Raw genomic sequence first — 15,491 nt, forward strand, 5'->3', positions numbered from 1 at the left:
CGCTCACCGGATCACGGCGGCCGCCGCGTTCACCGCGTCGTGACGACCGCGGCCTGGGGACGGATCGGCAGCCGGTTGACCGGGCGGCCGGTGGCCGCGCGGACGGCGGAGGCGATGGCCGCGGGGGCCGTCACCACCGGCACCGCGCTGACCGACTTGGCACCGAAGGGCGCGACCACGTCCCGCTCCTCCACCAGCTTGACGATCCGGATGTCCGGCGCGTCCAGGGCGGTCGGCAGGGCGTAGCCGGTCAGGTCGGGATGGCGGACCAGCCCGCGCGGGGTGCGCAGGTTCTCGGTGAGCGCGATGCCGACGCCCTGGGTGACGCCCGCCTCGATCCGGGCCGCCAGCTGGGCGGGGTTGAGCACCCGGCCGACGTCCTGGGCGACCGCCAGCTCCACCACCCGGACCGAGCCCAGCTCGATGTCCACGTCCACCACCGCGCGGATCGCGCAGAACGCGAGTCCCACGAAGGCGTCGCCCTGCCCGGCGGCGTCCAGCGGCTCGGTCGGGTGCGGGCGGCACTGCGCGGTGGCCCACAGCTCCTTGCCGTCCAGCGCCTCGGTGACCGTGGTCGACAGCACCCCGTCGTACGACGTGATCTTGCCGTCGTTGATCTGGAGCAGCTCGGTCGACATGCCGAACTTGTGCGCGAGCGGCTGGAGCAGCTGGGTGCGGACCATCTTCGCCGCCCGCTCCACCGCGCCGCCGGACACCCAGGTGTGCCGGCCCCGGCAGCCCGCGCCGGACGGCGGCTGGTCGGTGTCGACCGGGGCGACCCGGACCTCCTCGATGCCCAGGGTCTCCTGGACGATCTGCCGGGCCAGCGTGGTGAAGCCCTGGCCGGTCTCCACGGCCGCGCAGAGCACGGTCGCCATGCCGTCGTGCACCTTGACCGTCGCCGTGGACACCTCGTCGGCGCCCTCCGCGCCGAGCATGTGCACCATGCCGAGGCCGTAGCCGACGCCCCGGCGCACCGCCTCCGGCTCGCCCGCGCCCTCGGGGCCGCCGGGCAGCAGCCAGTCCTCCTCGGGCGTGTCCTTGGGCAGCGTCGGCAGCGGGAAGTCCCGTACCGCCTGGAGGAGTTCGGCGACCGGGGCGGGGCAGGTCACCGTCTGGCCGATGGGCAGCACGTCGCCCGTCGCCAGCACGTTGCGCAGCCGCAGCTCGGCCGGGTCCGCGCCCAGCTTCCTGGCCAGCTTGTCCATCTGGGCCTCGTAGGCGGCGCACACCTGCATCGCGCCCTCGCCGCGCACATGGCCGGAGGGCGGGTTGTTGGTGCGCACGGCCCAGCCCTCGATGAAGGCGTTCGGGACGACGTACGGGCCGCACGCGAAGGAGACGGCGGCCGCCAGCGCGTCGGCGGAGGTGTCTGCGTACGCGCCCGCGTCCAGCAGGATCTGCGCCTCCACCTTGACCAGCCGGCCCTCGGCGTCGGCGTGGTGGCGGTAGCGCAGCAGGGTGGGGTGGCGGTGGACGTGGCCGAGGAAGGACTCCTCGCGGCTCGCGGTGAGCTTCACCGGGCAGCCGGTGCGCAACGCGAGCAGCCCGAGCGGGAGCTGGAAGCCCTGGTCCTCGCGGTCGGCGGTGGCGCCGGGCACCCCGGTGACCACGATCTTCACTCGATCGGGTGACAGACCGAAGCAGGCGGCGGCGGTGTTGCGGTCGTGGTGCGGGTCGGTGGAGGCCAGGTACAGCTCCACACCGCCGTCGGGGCGCGGCACGGCGAGTCCGGCCTCGGCGCCGATCGGGGCCGGGTCCTGCCGCCCGATGCGGTACAGCCCCTCGACCACGACCTCGCCGACCGCCTCCGCGTCGCCGTGGCGCAGCGGGATGTGCCGGATCAGGTTGCCGTCGGGGTGCAGCGGCTCCGCCTCGAACGCCTGCTCGGGGTCGGTCACCGGGTCGAGGATCTCGTACTCGACGATGATCGCGGCCGCGGCCATCCGCGCGGTGTCGGGGTGGTCGGCGGCGACGGCGGCGATGGGCTCGCCGTGGTGCCGTACGACCTCGGAGGCGAACACCGGCCGGTCCGGGGTGCCCCGGCCGTGGCGCGGGGTGCCGGGCACGTCCTCGTGGGTGATGACGGCGCGCACGCCGGGCATCTCGCGGGCGTGCCGGGTGTCGATGGACACGATCCGCGCGTGCGCGTGCGGGGAGCGCAGTACGGCCGCCCAGAGCAGGCCCTCGGCCCACAGGTCGGCGGCGTAGGGGAAGGTGCCCTCGGTCTTGGCGCGGGCGTCGGCGTGCGGCAGGGAGACGCCGAGGCCGTGCGGCGGGCCCTCGGGCTCGGGGGCGGACTCCCCGGCGGGGGTCGCGGTGGCGGCTTCGTTGCTCACGCCTGGCCTCCGTCCTGGCCGTAGTGCTGGTCGTGCGGGCCCGGCGTGCCGTAGGGCGGCGTGTCGCCGTAGCCGTCGGGCGCCTCGCCGTAGCCGCCCGGCATGTCGCCGTACCCGTCCGGCGTGGGCGGCGGCGTGTCGAAGGCACCCGGTGCCTCGAACGCCGACGGGCCGACGCCGCCGGAGCCGGGGCCCGCCTGCTGCGGGATGCGCGCCTCGCCCGCCGTGTCCGCCTCCGGCTCGGGGGCGTGCGCGGCCTCGCGCTCGGCGACGACCTCCTGGACGGCCTGGACGACGCCCCGGTACCCGGAGCAGCGGCACAGGTTGCCGCACAGGGCCTGCCGGGTCTCCAGTTCGGTCGGCGCGGGGTTGCCCTCCAGCAGGTCGTGCACCGTCATCGCCATGCCGGGCACGCAGAAGCCGCACTGCACGGCACCGCACCGGGCCAGCGCCCGCTGCACGTCGGAGGGTTGCCCGTCCTTGGCCAGGCCCTCGACCGTGCGCACCTCGGTGCCGGCCGCGGTGACGGCGGGCACCAGGCAGGAGGCCACCAGGCGGCCGTCCACCTGCACGTTGCAGGCCCCGCACTCGCCCTGCGAGCAGCCGTCCTTGGCCCCGGCGAGCCCCAGCCGCTCGCGCAGCACGTACAGCAGCGACTCGCCGATCCAGGCGTCGGCGACCCGGCGGTCGGAGCCGTTCACCCGCAGGACGTAGGAGGCGAGGGGGTGGTCGTCGTGGGGCGGGAGGGGGGCGGGCTCCTCCGGGGCGTCCGGGGTGTCCGGCGCGTCCGAGGTGTCCGGGGTGCCGGGAGCCTCGGGGGCGCCGAGGGCGGACTCGGCGGATTCGGCGGGCTGTTCGGGCCCTCCGGACGGCCCTGACGGCTCGGACGGCTCGGTCTGTCCCGGCTGTTCGGGCCGCTCGGCCAGGTCGTGGGGTTCCTGCCGGGCGCCGTCCGCGGGCGCGGCCTCCGGGACGTCCTGGACGGCGTGTTCCGGGGTGCTGGGCGGAGCCACCGGCGTGTCGCCGTCGTGCGCCGGAGCGGGGACGGTGGGTACGCCGGAGGGGGGCGTGGGCGTGTCGGACCGCTGGCCGGGCACGGCGGGCGCGGACGCGCCGGTGCGCTGCTCCGGTACGACCGGTGCGGTCGGGGCGGCGCCGGCCTCCGGGACCGCGGCGTCCCCCGCGTCCGCCGCCGCGTCCGGTGCGGCGGCGGCCGTACCGGGCTCCATGACGGCCTCGGGCACGGCACCCGGCTCGGCGGGGGCCGTGTGGTCCGCCGGGCCGTCGACGGGCCGCTCAGGGGCCGTCGCGGGGTCGTGCGCGGTCTGCTCCAGGGGGACACCGGCGGGCGGCGTGTGGTGCGCCTCCTGCGCGCGCCCGTCCCGCGCGTGGGCGCCGGGCGTGGAGTACGGCGATGCGCCGGGCGCCGACGGGTCGTGGGCGGCGTCGGCGTGCTCCGGCGGGGTGTGGCCCGGCTCCACCGGGGCCGGTCCGGGGTGCCCGGTGTGCCGGTGCGCGGCCTCCGCGTGTCCCGGCTGCCCCTGCCCGGCCTGGCCGAGCGGGTCCTCTATCCGGTCGTCGTGTCCGTGCGCGGCGTGTTCCCGCGCACCCTGGCCGTGCGGGTCGTGCGCGGGCGCGCCGTCGGGCCGGGCGGGCTGCTCGTACGCCCCCTGGCCGTACGCGCCCGGCGCGGCACCACCCTGCGGGCCCGCGCCGTGCGCTCCGGCGTGCCGGCCCTGCGCGTGACCGGCCTGCGGGTGACCTGCCTGCGTCTGTTCGGCCTGCGGATGACCGGCCTGCGGGTCCGCGCCCTGCGCGTGTCCGTACCCGTCGTGCGTGTCCACGCCCGGCACCGGAGCGGCGTACGCGCCCTGCGCGCGCCCCGCGCCGAAGTCCTCGTCGCCCGGGTGTTCCCCGGCCCCCGCGCCGTACACCTCTCCCGGCACACCACCGGTCCCGCCGTACGTCTCCCCCGGCGCGCCCCCGGCCTCCGTGCCGTACCCCTCGCCGGTCGCGTACCCGTCCGCCGCCGGGGCCGCCGGCCCGGCCGCCTGCCCCCAGGGCTGGCCGGCGTTGGTGGCCCAGGGGGCCGGCGCGCCGCCCGGCAGGGTGGCCGGCGGGGTGCCGCCCCACTGCTCCACCAGGGACGACGTCGTGAACTCGCCCGACTCGTCCGGGAGTTCTCCGCCGGCGACGGGGATGGACCACTGCCCGGTGACGTCGTGGCCGGGCGCGGCCGGAGCCGCGGGCTCCTCGAAGGTCCAGTGCTGGGTGGCGGCCGGGTCGTACGTGAACCGGTCGTCCGCGCCCCCGTGCGTCGCGCCCGGGTCGGGCCACCCACCGCCGTCCGCGGCGGGCCAGCCCCCGGCGGCGCCCTCCGCGGGGGCCTGCGGGATGCGCGGCGGCACATAGCCGTGGCCGGGCGCGGCCAGCGGGCTGTCGCCGGACAGCAGGGCGTCTATGCCGCCCTCGGGGAGCTTGACGAAGGCGGTGGCGCCGTCGTCGTAGTCACCCGGCAGCGGGTTCCAGCGCCCGCCGCCCTCGGGCGTGCCCTCTCCGTGCTGGTCGTCGGTCACGACAGCGCCCTCCCCAGTGCTCGTCGGGCCAGCGCGGCGACGGTGCGCCGCAGGTGCAGTACGGCGGGCGGCAGCGACGGCACCGAGCCGTCCGCCTCCGGCGCCGGGTCGGGGATGCAGGCCGCGGCGACGTACTCGCCGAAGGCACTCAGTGCCTCGGGGACGAGCGCGCGGTCGTTGTCCCAGTCGATGAGCTGCGCGACCCACTGCTCGGCCTCCAGCGGCCGCAGCGGCATCGGCGCGATGGCCCCGACGGCGCAGCGCACGCCGCGCCGGGCGGGGTCGAGGACGAGCGCCACGGAGGCGAGGGCGCGGCCGGGTCCGGTGCGCGCGGTGGCCTTCAGGAAGACCTGCGGGGCGTGCAGCAGCGGCACCCGTACGAAGCCGATGAGTTCACCGCCGCCCAGCATCTCCACGCCCGCCAGCAGGTGCGAGACCGGGACCTCCCGGCGTGCCCCGCCCGGGCCCGCGACGATCAGCGTGGCCTCCAGGGCGGCGAGCACCGGGAGCGCGTCCCCGGTGGGCGCGGCGGAGGCGATGTTGCCGCCCAGGGTGCCCGCGTTGCGGATGTGCGGCGGGCCCGCGGCGCGGGCGGCGGCGGCGAGCGCCGGGATGAGGGCCGCGAAGTCGGGGCGGCCCATGCGGGCGTGGGTGAGGCCGGCGCCGAGCAGCGCGTGGCCGTCCTGGTACTGCCAGCCGCGGATCTCGCTGATCCGGCCGAGGCCGACCAGGGCCGCGGGCCTGAGCTGCCCGGAGTTGACGGCGGCCATCAGGTCGGTGCCGCCCGCGACGGGGACCGCGGTGGGCATCGCGGCGAGCGCCGCCACCGCCTCGTCCAGCGTCGTGGGCAGCGTGACGGCCTGCCCCGCCTGCGGTGCGTGCGTGGTCAAACCGGCTGCCCCTTCCCGCTGCCCCACCTGGTCCCGCCTGTTGCGCCGTACGGTACGTGCTGACAGGGCGGACGTGGCAACTCTGGCACATCTTCGCAGGACCCGGACGCGGGGGTCCGCTAGGAGGCATTCGCCCACCTCATCGGGGAGATGGCCGGTTTGGCGAGGCATCACCGAAGAGGGCGAATTGCCACCCTTCGGTGATGCTGACGGGGTTTTTCCGCTATCTGTTCTATCCGCGTTGCCCGGCAGGCCCGTTGGGGTACACCCGCCGGGATCCGGCCGTTCGCGGCTACCTGTTGGGCGGCGGTCCGTCGATCGGGCGGCCCGGCACCCCGGGGCGCCGCTGCCACGGCCGGGGCCCGGCGGGCGGCCGGTAGGCGACGCCCAGGGCGTCAAGTCGCCGGTAGTGCGCGGTCATCCGGCGCTCGAACCGGGCGAAGTCCCGGTCCGCGGGGGCCGGCAGCCGGCTCCAGGCGACCTCGGCGAAGGCGGCGAGCCGGGGAAACGCCTGGTAGTCCACGCGCCCGGCGTCCTCCAGGGCCTCGGTCCACACATTGGCCTGGGTGCCGAGCACATGCCGCGCCTCGGCCTCGGTGAGGGCGGCCGGCACGGGCTCGAACCGGTAGACGTCCTCCAGGGTGCGCACGAAGCCGATCGGCACCGGCTCGTCGTCGCCGGGGGCCTGGCGGTGGTCCAGGTACACGTGCTGCTCGGGGCACATGACCACGTCGTGCCCGGCCCGGGCGGCGGTGACCCCGCCCTCGAAACCGCGCCACGAGGAGACCGCGGCGCCCGGCGCGAGGCCGCCCTGGAGGATCTCGTCCCAGCCGATCAGCCGGCGTCCGCGCGCGGCGAGCCAGGTGTCGAAGTGCCGGACGAACCAGGACTGGAGCTGGTCCTCGTCGGCGAGCCCCAGCTCGGCGATGCGCGCCTGGGCGGCCGACGACTTCTGCCACTGGTCCTTCGGGCATTCGTCGCCACCGATGTGGATGAACCGTGAGGGGAACATCTCCAGGACCTCCTCGAACACCCCTTCGTAAAACCGCAGGGTGCCGTCGGTGGGAGCCAGTACGTTGGAGTTGATCCCCCAGGTGTCCCAGACGGAGAGGGCCGTGGTGTCGATGACGTCGGTGTTGCCGAGTTCCGGGTACGCGGCGATGGCCGCCTGCGAATGGCCGGGCACGTCGATCTCCGGTACGACGGTGATGTGCCGCTCGGCCGCGTAGGCGACGATCTCCCGGATGTCGTCCTGGGTGTAGTAGCCCCCGTGCGGCTTGTCCTCCCACAGCGGTGAGGCCCGGTGCCCGAACTTCGTCCGGGACCGCCAGGAGCCGGTCTCGGTCAGCTTCGGGTAGCGCCTGATCTCGATCCGCCAGCCCTGGTCGTCCGTCAGGTGCAGATGCAGCACGTTGAGTTTGTGCGCGGCCATCAGGTCGAGATAGCGCAGCACCCCGTCCTTGGGCATGAAGTGCCGCGCCACGTCGAGCAGCAGCCCGCGCCAGGCGAACCGGGGGCTGTCCTCGACGGTGACGGCGGGGAACTCCCATGCGGCGCGGTCGCCGATCGGGGCGCGCCGGAAGGCGTCGGGCCCGAGCAGCTGCCGGAGGGTCTGCGCGCCCTGGAAGAGTCCGGCCGCGCTCGCCCCGTCGAGTTCGATCCGCCGGCCCTCGGCGCGCAGGCGGTAGGACTCGGGGCCGCCGAGCTCGTCCGCGAGCGCGGGCACGATCCGCAGCCGGATGCGGCCGGCGCCGTCGCGGTACGGCGCGAGCGGCAGCCCGGTGGCCGCGCCGACGGCCGAGCGCAGCCAGCGCGCCACCCGTTCGGCGCCCTCGCCGGCGTCGATCTCCGTGTCCGTGTCGATCACACAGCGGGCGCCGGGCACCGAGATCCGGACCGGCGCCGGAATCAGCGCCACCGCCCCGGACTCCGGGGAATCGGCCGGAACCGGCCCCTTGTCGCTCATGTCACTCATGTGGTCCGCCGCACCTCCACGCTCGCGTTGCACCATGCGCAACGGCCGTTTCGCTCTGTACAACCAGTCGATGGACAGGGAGGCTAGGTGCCCCGCTTCCCGCCCACAAGAGGTCTCGACCACTCGGACGCGTGACACGAGCAAGCCCCGGCACGGCGAAGGGCCCCGGCGCGCACCGAAGCGCACCGGGGCCCTCGCGGGTCACCACGGGGGGCGGGGCGTTACTTGCCCTTGCCCTTGTCGCCGCCCTTGTCGTCGCCGCCGCTGCCCATGGACTCGTAGATCTCCTTGCACATGGGGCACACGGGGTACTTCTTCGGGTCGCGGCCCGGCACCCAGACCTTGCCGCACAGCGCCACGACGGGGGTGCCGTCGAGGGCGCTCGCCATGATCTTGTCCTTCTGGACGTAGTGGGCGAAGCGCTCGTGGTCGCCGTCGCCGTGGGACACCTGTGGCGTCGGCTCTACGAGGGTCCCCGTACCAGTCCCGCGCTCGGGCTCAAGAGTGCTCATACCGCCAGGGTACTGAAGCGCCCGGCCATCAGTTGAGCGAAGGGTCGTCCGGATATGTGGCCACCATCGCCAGCTCGCTGCGCTGGCGCCGCAGCACCTCGCGCCACAGCCGCTCCGGGGCCGGCGAGGAGACGTCGCCCGGTTCGGACTCGACGACGTACCAGGCACCCTCGGCCAGCTCGTCCTCCAGCTGGCCCGGGCCCCAGCCCGCGTACCCGGCGAAGATGCGCAGGGAACCGAGGACCGGGGCGAGCAGCTCCGGCGGCGCCTCCAGGTCGACCAGGCCGATCGCGCCGTGCACCCGCCGCCAGCCCAGCGGGGCCCCTTCGCCGTTCGCCCCGCCCGGGACGACCGCGACGCCCAGAGCCGAGTCCAGCGAGACGGGACCGCCCTGGAAGACGACGCCGGGCTCGCCGGTCAGCTCGGCCCAGCCCGCCAGGATGTCGCCGACGCCCACGGGGGTGGGGCGGTTCAGGACGACACCGAGGGAACCCTCCTCGTCGTGGTCGAGGAGGAGCACCACCGCGCGGTCGAAGTTCGGGTCCGCCAGGGCGGGGGTGGCCACGAGCAGCCGCCCTGTGAGCGAGGACACCTCGGTCATGCCAGACATGATCCCGCATCTTCCCCGGGAGTGGGGAGCCAATCGGAGTGCGGGAGTGAACGCAGCTCAGGGAGCACGGAAGCGGCCCCGGCGCACGCGCGCGACCGGTGACCCCATGTGCCCGATCAAGGACGTTTCGTGTTGTGACACACCCATGACACGGCGGGGCGGTCCGCGGACTTACGGGCGGGGGGTGATCGGCGATTACCCTGTCCCACGGCCCGCCCGGTGATCGGCGGTCCCCTGCCCATCTGATCGGAACGCGAGATTCATGACCGTCAACGACGATGTCCTGCTTGTCCACGGCGGAAACCCGCTTGAGGGCGAGATCCGTGTCCGCGGTGCGAAGAACCTCGTACCGAAGGCCATGGTCGCCGCGCTGCTCGGCAGCGCGCCGAGCCGGCTGCGCAACGTTCCGGACATCCGTGACGTGCGCGTCGTACGCGGCCTGCTCCAGTTGCACGGGGTGACGGTCCGTCCGGGCGAGGAGCCCGGCGAGCTGGTACTCGACCCGACCCATGTCGAGAGCGCCAACGTCGCTGACATCGATGCCCACGCCGGCTCCAGCCGTATCCCGATCCTGTTCTGCGGCCCGCTGCTGCACCGGCTCGGGCACGCGTTCATCCCCGGTCTCGGCGGCTGTGACATCGGCGGCCGGCCCATCGACTTCCACTTCGACGTGCTGCGCCAGTTCGGCGCGACCATCGAGAAGCGCGCGGACGGCCAGTACCTGGAGGCGCCGAAGGGGCTGCGGGGCACGAAGATCCGGCTGCCGTACCCGTCCGTGGGCGCGACCGAGCAGGTGCTGCTGACGGCCGTGCTGGCCGAGGGCGTCACGGAGCTGTCCAACGCGGCGGTCGAGCCGGAGATCGAGGACCTCATCTGCGTGCTGCAGAAGATGGGCGCGATCATCGCGATGGACACCGACCGGACCATCCGGATCACCGGTGTGGACAAGCTGAGCGGCTACACCCACCGGGCCCTGTCGGACCGCCTGGAGGCCGCCTCCTGGGCCTCGGCGGCGCTCGCGACCGGCGGCAACATCTACGTCCGCGGCGCCCAGCAGCGCTCGATGATGACGTTCCTGAACACCTACCGCAAGGTGGGCGGCGCCTTCGAGATCGACGACGAGGGCATCCGCTTCTGGCACCCGGGCGGCCAGCTGAAGTCCATCGCCCTGGAGACGGACGTGCACCCCGGTTTCCAGACCGACTGGCAGCAGCCGCTGGTGGTGGCCCTCACCCAGGCCACGGGCCTGTCGATCATCCACGAGACGGTCTACGAGTCCCGGCTCGGCTTCACCTCGGCCCTCAACCAGATGGGCGCGCACATCCAGCTGTACCGCGAGTGCCTGGGCGGCTCGGACTGCCGCTTCGGCCAGCGCAACTTCCTGCACTCCGCGGTCGTCTCCGGGCCGACCCGGCTCCAGGGCGCCGACCTGGTCATCCCCGACCTGCGCGGCGGCTTCTCCTACCTGATCGCCGCGCTCGCGGCCGAGGGCACCTCCCGGGTCCACGGCATCGACCTGATCAACCGCGGCTACGAGAACTTCATGGAGAAGCTCGTGGAGCTCGGCGCCAAGGTCGAGCTGCCGGGCAAGGCCCTCGGCTGACCCCGGAGCAAACGGCAAACAGGGCGGCCCCCTCGGTGTGAGGGGGCCGCCCTGTTGGCATCGTCGGCTCTTCGCGGCGCCGCCCGCCGGGCCGCGCCCCAGGGGGCGCGGGCAGCCGTGCGATCGGCGACGGCGGGCCCGCGGTCACCCGCGGGCCGGCGCCGCACAGCGGAGCGCCTACGCGCTTACTTGCCCTTGGCCGCTTCCTTGAGCTTGGAGCCCGCGGTGACCTTCACGCTGTAGCCGGCGGGGATGTTGATCGGCTCGCCGGTCTGCGGGTTGCGCGCGGTACGAGCGGCACGGTGGGTGCGCTCGAAGGTCAGGAAGCCGGGGATGGTGACCTTCTCGTCGCCCTTGGCGACGATCTCGCCGACGGTCTCGGCGAACGCGGCCAGCACGGCGTCGGCGTCCTTGCGGGTCACCTCGGCGCGGTCGGCCAGCGCGGCCACCAGCTCACTGCGGTTCATGTTGTTACTCCCGTGTTTTTCTTGCCGTTGGGGTGTGCCACGCGGCGGTCAGGCCGCAGGCACTGCGATGCCGATGCGCTCGCGCCCAGGGACGCATCCTGCCCCTACCTGCGGCGGGAAAGCCAATCCGGCACCCGTAGGAGTCGTGAGAACACCCTGGGGAGTCACACGAAAAGGGCCCGATCGGCGCCACCCTAGAGGGCGCCCGGTACCAGGTGGTTCCGCGACGCGCCGGAGCGGGGGGCCGCCGTGGTGATCCTCACAGCCCCCGGCACCGTACGGCACGCCCTGGTCAGGCAGTCGCGCCGACCGCCTTGGCGGCCTCGCGCACCGCGCCCGCGACGGCGCCCGCGACCCTGTCGTTGAAGACGCTCGGAATGATGTAGTTCGGGTTCAGCTCGTCCTCGCTGACCACGTCGGCGAGGGCCTTCGCGGCGGCGAGCATCATCTCAGTGTTGACGGTACGGGACTGCGCGTCCAGCAGGCCACGGAAGACACCCGGGAAGACCAGCACGTTGTTGATCTGGTTGGGGAAGTCGGAGCGGCCGGTGGCCACCACGGCGGCCGTCTGGCGGGCGATCGCCGGGTCGACCTCGGGGTCCGGGTTCGCGAGCGCGAACACGATCGCGCCGTCCGCCATGGCGGCCACGTCGTCGCCGTCCAGGACGTTCGGGGCGGAGACGCCGATGAAGACGTCCGCGCCGCGCACGGCCTCCTTCAGGGTGCCGGTGAGGCCCTCCGGGTTGGTGTTGTCGGCGATCCAGCGCAGCGGGGAGTCGGCCGGGGCGTCCACCAGGTCCTCGCGGCCGGCGTGCACCACGCCGTGGATGTCGGCGACGACGGCGTTCTTGACGCCCGCCGCGAGCAGCAGCTTGAGGATGGCGGTACCGGCGGCGCCGGCGCCGGACATGACGACCCGGATGTTCTCGATCGCCTTGTCGGTGACGCGCAGCGCGTTGGTGAGGGAGGCGAGCACCACGATGGCGGTGCCGTGCTGGTCGTCGTGGAAGACGGGGATGTCCAGGGCCTCGCGCAGCCGGGCCTCGATCTCGAAGCAGCGCGGCGCGGAGATGTCCTCCAGGTTGATGCCGGCGAAGCCGGGGGCGATCGCCTTGACGATCTCCACGATGGCGTCGGTGTCCTGGGTGTCCAGGCAGATCGGCCAGGCGTCGATGCCGGCGAAGCGCTTGAAGAGGGCCGCCTTGCCCTCCATGACGGGCAGCGCGGCCTTGGGGCCGATGTTGCCGAGGCCGAGCACGGCGGAGCCGTCCGTCACGACCGCAACGGAGTTGCGCTTGATGGTGAGGCGGCGGGCGTCCTCGGGGTTCTCGGCGATGGCCATGCAGACGCGGGCCACGCCCGGCGTGTAGACCATGGAGAGGTCGTCACGGTTGCGGATGGGGTGCTTGGACTGCATCTCGATCTTGCCGCCGAGGTGCATCAGGAACGTACGGTCGGAGACCTTGCCGAGGGTGACGCCCTCGATGCCGCGCAGCTTCTCGACGATCTCCTCGGCGTGGGCCGTGGAGGTGGCCGCGATGGTGACGTCGATACGGAGCTTCTCGTGGCCGGACGCGGTGACGTCGAGGCCGGTCACCGAGCCTCCGGAGGACTCCACGGCGTTGGTGAGCTGCGAGACGGCGGTTCCGCTCGCGGGCACCTCCAGCCGGATGGTCATCGAGTAGGAGACGCTGGGCGCCGTTGCCATGGCCGACTTCCTCTGCTTTCACCGTGTCGCGAGTTGTGCCGTCCGATCGTCGCACCTACCGCTGAGTACGTGGTAGTCGCCCTTGGTTACGGACGTTTTGTTCATGTGCGGTTCCCGAAGAGCAGCATGCTTTCGGAAAACAGTTTCCACCATACGAGAAACGCTCGGGCAAGGGAAGGGGGGTGCCCCGGCATCCGGGGCGCCTGCGGGATCGAAAACAGGACAACGAAAAGAGGCCCACGTCACTTCCGTGACGTGGGCCTCCACGTTCAAGACACCGGCCCGCCATGCTCGCCTCGCGGCAAGTGGTCCCTCGAAGGGACGAAGGTTGGGCCCGGGGGCTTGGATCGAGCCGGTGCCGTACCCAGGCTAACAAACGGATGCCGACTGCCATTCCCCCTGCGGGCAGTTCACAGGAAAATCAGTCCCGCAGCAGGTCCGGCACCCCGGCCGCGTCCGGTTCGTCCCGTTCCCCGGAGACCACCGTGAGCTGCTGGGTGGCCCGGGTCAGCGCCACGTAGAGCACGCGCAGCCCGGCCGGGGACTCGTCCGCGATCTCCGCGGGCGAGACGACCACCGTGGCGTCGTACTCCAGGCCCTTGGCCTCCAGGCTGCCGAGCGCCACCACCCGGTCGCCGAGCCCGGCCAGCCAGCGTCTCGCCTCCTCGCGCCGGTTCATCGCGACGACCACGCCGACGGTGCCGTCCACCAGCCCGAGCAGCCGCTCGGCCTCGGCCCGCACGGTGGCCTCCAGGGACTCCCCCACGACGGTGAAGCGCGGCTCGACACCGGTGGACCGCACGGCCGTGGGCGACTCGGAGCCGGGCATCGCGAGCGCGAGCACCCGGGCGGCCAGCTCGGCGATCTCCGCCGGGTTCCGGTAGTTCACCGTCAGCCGGAAGCGGCGCCGGGGGCGGCTGCCCAGGGCCTCGTCACGGGCCTCGGCCGCCTCGTCCGGGTCGGACCAGGACGACTGCGCCGGGTCCCCGACCACCGTCCAGGTGGCGTGCCGGCCGCGCCGGCCGATCATCCGCCACTGCATCGGCGTGAGGTCCTGCGCCTCGTCCACGATCACGTGCGCGTACTCGGTGCGCTCCTGCGCCAGCCGCTCGGCCCGCTCCCGCTGGCTCTCCTCGCGCACCGGCATCAGCTCCTCCAGGCCGGTGAGCTGGTCCAGCGGGTCGAGCTCGCGCTTCCTGCGGGGCCGCGCCGGGACGCCGAGGATCGCCTGCAACTCGTCCAGCAGCGCGATGTCGTGCACCGAGCGGCCGTCCCGCTTCAGCGAGCGGGCCACCTTGCGCACCTCTCCCGGGTTGAGGATCCTGCGCGCCCAGCGGCCCAGCCGCTTCTCGTCGGCCATCGCGTCCAGCACCCGCGCCGGGGTCAGCTCCGGCCACCACGCGTCGAGGAAGCCGATGAAGGCGTCCTCGGTCGTGATGTCCTCGTCGAACGACGACCGCAGCTCGGCGGCCAGCTCCGGGTCGGTGTGCCGGGTGCCGGCCCCGGACTTCTCCCACAGGGCGTCCAGCAGCAGCTTGCGGGCGCGCGGACGCAGCAGGTTGACGGGCGCGGTGCCGCCGAGGGCGGTACGGCGGATCCGGTCCAGCTCCTCGGCCTCCAGTTCGAGCCGGCGCCCGAAGGCGACGACACGCAGGCGGGTCGGGGTGCCGTCGAGGGCGCGCGGCCCCTCGGTGTCGTCGTCCTTGTGCCCCGCGCAAGCGGCCGGCCCCAGCTCCAGGGCGCCCCGGGCGGCCTTCCGCAGCACCTTCAGCATCCGGTGGGACCCCTTGGCCCGGGCCACGGACGGCGAGTCGTACAGCGTCGCCTCCGCGCCGTCGACCAGCGAACCGATCGCCCGGATCGCGACCTGCCCCTCCTCGCCGAGCGAGGGCAGCACGCCCTCGGTGTAGGCGACGAGCAGCGGGGTCGGCGAGACGATCAGGATGCCCCCGGCGTACCGCCGCCGGTCCTGGTACAGCAGGTAGGCGGCGCGGTGCAGCGCGACGGCGGTCTTCCCGGTGCCGGGGCCGCCCTCGACGTAGGTGATGGAGGCGGCGGGAGCCCGGATCACGAGGTCTTGCTCGGCCTGGATCGAGGAGACGATGTCCCGCATGGTGTGGCCGCGGGCCTGCCCGAGGGCGGCCATCAGGGCGCCGTCGCCGATGACGGCCAGCTCCCGGCCGTCGAGGCGGGCGGTCAGCTCGGGCCTCATCAGGTCGTCCTCGACGCCGAGCACCCGGCGCCCCTTGGACCGGATGACGCGCCGGCGCACCACCCGTCCGGGCTCCACGGGGGTGGCCCGGTAGAAGGGCGCGGCGGCGGGCGCGCGCCAGTCGATGACGAGGGGCGCGTACTCGGCGTCCAGCACGCCGATCCGCCCGATGTGCAGGGTCTCGGCGATGTCGGCGGTGTTGTCCTCGCGCACGGCCCCCTCGGCCGGCTCCACCGCCGTGTAGGCCCCGTCGGGCCCCTTCTTGCCGTCCTTCCCGAGCAGCAGGTCGATCCGCCCGAACAGGAAGTCCTCGAACTCGTTGTTGAGCCGGTTGAGGTGGATGCCGGCGCGGAAGACCTGCGCGTCCCGCTCGGCGAGCGCGCCGGGGGTGCCGACCTGGCCGCGCTTGGCCGCGTCGTTCATCAGGAACTCGGCCTCGTGGATCTTCTCCTCGAGCCGCCGGTACACCCGGTCCAGGTGTGCCTGTTCGACGCTGATCTCTCGGTCACGGGCGGAATCGTGTGCGTCCTGTACCGAGCCGACCGCGGAATGCTGAACCTGAGCGGCCACCGGGCCCCCTTCTGACGTGCTGGGCAGCC

10 protein-coding genes are annotated in these 15,491 nt (G+C 73.9%); 1 reads left to right on the top strand and 9 read right to left on the bottom strand.

Features of this window, described 5'->3' with window-relative positions:
• Positions 1 to 29: 29 nt before the first annotated feature.
• From BLW85_RS16275 to BLW85_RS16300, 6 genes are all read right to left on the bottom strand, one after another.
• A complete protein-coding gene (locus tag BLW85_RS16275; RefSeq protein WP_070022708.1) occupies positions 30 to 2,339 on the bottom strand; it encodes a xanthine dehydrogenase family protein molybdopterin-binding subunit in 2,310 nt (769 codons plus the stop codon).
• On the bottom strand, positions 2,336 to 4,915 hold the full coding sequence (locus BLW85_RS16280) for a 2Fe-2S iron-sulfur cluster-binding protein (RefSeq protein WP_074992429.1): 2,580 nt from the start codon (positions 4,913 to 4,915) through the stop codon (positions 2,336 to 2,338). Before BLW85_RS16280 ends, BLW85_RS16275 begins: the two co-directional genes overlap by 4 nt.
• A complete protein-coding gene (locus BLW85_RS16285; RefSeq protein WP_074992430.1) occupies positions 4,912 to 5,805 on the bottom strand; it encodes an FAD binding domain-containing protein in 894 nt (297 codons plus the stop codon). Before BLW85_RS16285 ends, BLW85_RS16280 begins: the two co-directional genes overlap by 4 nt.
• A 292-nt stretch (positions 5,806 to 6,097) precedes the next feature.
• Positions 6,098 to 7,771, bottom strand: coding sequence for a beta-N-acetylhexosaminidase (locus BLW85_RS16290; RefSeq protein ID WP_074992431.1), 1,674 nt, complete (start codon positions 7,769 to 7,771; stop codon positions 6,098 to 6,100).
• Between the two features lie 230 nt (positions 7,772 to 8,001).
• Positions 8,002 to 8,292, bottom strand: coding sequence for a DUF3039 domain-containing protein (locus BLW85_RS16295; protein WP_070022705.1), 291 nt, complete (start codon positions 8,290 to 8,292; stop codon positions 8,002 to 8,004).
• Between the two features lie 28 nt (positions 8,293 to 8,320).
• Positions 8,321 to 8,893 carry a YqgE/AlgH family protein gene (locus BLW85_RS16300; protein WP_070022704.1) on the bottom strand — a complete coding sequence of 191 codons (573 nt, stop codon included), beginning with the start codon at positions 8,891 to 8,893 and terminating at the stop codon, positions 8,321 to 8,323.
• Positions 8,894 to 9,164: 271 nt separating this feature from the next.
• Between BLW85_RS16300 and murA the strand changes: the two genes are divergently transcribed.
• The gene (gene murA, locus BLW85_RS16305) at positions 9,165 to 10,505 is read left to right on the top strand and encodes a UDP-N-acetylglucosamine 1-carboxyvinyltransferase (RefSeq protein ID WP_070022703.1); all 1,341 of its coding nucleotides are present in this window, start codon (positions 9,165 to 9,167) and stop codon (positions 10,503 to 10,505) included.
• A gap of 185 nt (positions 10,506 to 10,690) precedes the next feature.
• Here the strand turns inward: murA and BLW85_RS16310 are convergent, their stop codons facing one another.
• From BLW85_RS16310 to BLW85_RS16320, 3 genes are all read right to left on the bottom strand, one after another.
• On the bottom strand, positions 10,691 to 10,972 hold the full coding sequence (locus tag BLW85_RS16310) for an HU family DNA-binding protein (RefSeq protein ID WP_023550134.1): 282 nt from the start codon (positions 10,970 to 10,972) through the stop codon (positions 10,691 to 10,693).
• A gap of 292 nt (positions 10,973 to 11,264) precedes the next feature.
• The gene (locus BLW85_RS16315; RefSeq protein ID WP_070022702.1) at positions 11,265 to 12,680 is read right to left on the bottom strand and encodes an NAD-dependent malic enzyme; all 1,416 of its coding nucleotides are present in this window, start codon (positions 12,678 to 12,680) and stop codon (positions 11,265 to 11,267) included.
• Between the two features lie 421 nt (positions 12,681 to 13,101).
• Positions 13,102 to 15,462 (bottom strand): HelD family protein, encoded by a 2,361-nt coding sequence (locus tag BLW85_RS16320; protein ID WP_074992432.1) that lies wholly within the window; start codon positions 15,460 to 15,462, stop codon positions 13,102 to 13,104.
• Positions 15,463 to 15,491: the final 29 nt, after the last annotated feature.

The organism is Streptomyces misionensis, assembly GCF_900104815.1.
Classification (GTDB): Bacteria; Actinomycetota; Actinomycetes; order Streptomycetales; family Streptomycetaceae; genus Streptomyces; species Streptomyces misionensis.

Coding starts and splice junctions, on each gene's coding strand:
- BLW85_RS16290 (WP_074992431.1), bottom strand. CDS start 7,771: ATGAGCGACAAGGGGCCGGTTCCGGCCGATTCCCCGGAGTCCGGGGCG.
- BLW85_RS16295 (WP_070022705.1), bottom strand. CDS start 8,292: ATGAGCACTCTTGAGCCCGAGCGCGGGACTGGTACGGGGACCCTCGTA.
- BLW85_RS16300 (WP_070022704.1), bottom strand. CDS start 8,893: ATGACCGAGGTGTCCTCGCTCACAGGGCGGCTGCTCGTGGCCACCCCC.
- murA (WP_070022703.1), top strand. CDS start 9,165: ATGACCGTCAACGACGATGTCCTGCTTGTCCACGGCGGAAACCCGCTT.
- BLW85_RS16310 (WP_023550134.1), bottom strand. CDS start 10,972: ATGAACCGCAGTGAGCTGGTGGCCGCGCTGGCCGACCGCGCCGAGGTG.
- BLW85_RS16315 (WP_070022702.1), bottom strand. CDS start 12,680: ATGGCAACGGCGCCCAGCGTCTCCTACTCGATGACCATCCGGCTGGAG.